This is a genomic window from Rhodopseudomonas sp. B29 (genome assembly GCF_000333455.1).
Classification (GTDB): Bacteria; Pseudomonadota; Alphaproteobacteria; order Rhizobiales; family Xanthobacteraceae; genus Rhodopseudomonas.
Genome location: NZ_BADD01000443.1, coordinates 1 through 1,479, shown reverse-complemented (window position 1 = coordinate 1,479; position 1,479 = coordinate 1). Strand labels below are relative to the sequence as shown.

Genomic DNA, 1,479 nt, shown 5'->3' with positions numbered 1-1,479 from the left:
CGGATTCGGTGTTCACCGTGACGCTGACGCTGGACCTCGCCAAGGTCGAGCCGTCGATGGCCGCCCCGAAGCGTCCCGAAGGCCGCATCGCGCTGTCGGGCGTCTCCGAAGGTTCTTCGGCTGCGATGGAGACCGAATACAAGAAGGCCCTCGATGGTCATCGCTACACGGTCGAAGGCAAGAACTTCGATCTCGGCCACGGCGACGTGGTGATCGCCGCCATCACCTCCTGCACCAACACCTCGAACCCGAGCGTGCTGATCGGCGCAGGCCTTCTAGCCCGCAACGCCGCCGCCAAGGGCCTCAAGGCGGCGCCGTGGGTCAAGACCTCGCTGGCGCCGGGCTCGCAGGTCGTCGCCGAGTATCTGGCGAATTCGGGTCTGCAGAAGGATCTCGATAAGGTCGGCTTCAACCTGGTCGGCTTCGGCTGCACCACCTGCATCGGCAACTCGGGCCCGCTGCCGGAGGAGATCTCGAAGTCGATCAACGACAACGGCATCGTCGCCGCCGCCGTGCTGTCGGGTAACCGCAACTTCGAAGGCCGCGTCTCGCCGGACGTGCAGGCCAACTACCTGGCGTCGCCGCCGCTAGTGGTCGCCTATGCGCTCGCCGGTTCGGTGACCAAGAACCTGTCGGTCGAGCCGATCGGCGCCGGCAAGGACGGCAAGCCGGTGTACCTGAAGGACATCTGGCCGACCACCAAGGAGATCAACGCCTTCGTCAAGAAGTACGTGACGTCGAAGATCTTCAAGGCGCGCTACGCCGACGTGTTCAAGGGCGACACCAACTGGCGCAAGATCAAGACCGTCGACAGCGAAACCTACAAGTGGAACATGAGCTCCACTTACGTGCAGAACCCGCCCTACTTCGAAGGCATGAAGATGCAGCCGGAGCCGGTCGTCGACGTCGTCGACGCCCGCATCCTGGCGCTGTTCGGCGACAAGATCACCACCGACCACATCTCGCCGGCGGGTTCGATCAAGCTGACGTCGCCGGCCGGCAAGTATCTGTCGGAGCACCAGGTGCGTCCGGCCGACTTCAATCAGTACGGCACGCGCCGTGGTAACCACGAAGTCATGATGCGCGGCACCTTCGCCAACATCCGTATCAAGAACCACATGCTGAAGGGCGCCGACGGCAACATTCCGGAAGGCGGCCTGACCAAGCACTGGCCGGACGGCGAACAGATGTCGATCTACGACGCCGCCATGAAGTACCAGGAAGAGAAGGTGCCGCTGGTCGTGTTCGCCGGCGCCGAATACGGCAACGGTTCGTCGCGCGACTGGGCCGCGAAGGGCACCCGCCTGCTCGGCGTCCGCGCCGTGATCTGCCAGAGCTTCGAGCGCATCCATCGTTCGAACCTGGTCGGCATGGGCGTGCTGCCGCTGACCTTCCAGGAAGGTACGTCGTGGGCGTCGCTCGGCCTGAAGGGCGACGAAACCGTCACGATCCGCGGCCTCGAGGGGACCTCAAGCCGCC

1 protein-coding gene is annotated in these 1,479 nt (G+C 64.5%); it reads left to right on the top strand.

Annotated features, from left to right (window positions below):
- A partial coding sequence (acnA, locus tag I5M_RS15825; RefSeq protein WP_022722286.1) for an aconitate hydratase AcnA occupies nucleotides 1-1,479 on the top strand: 1,479 nt, incomplete at both ends.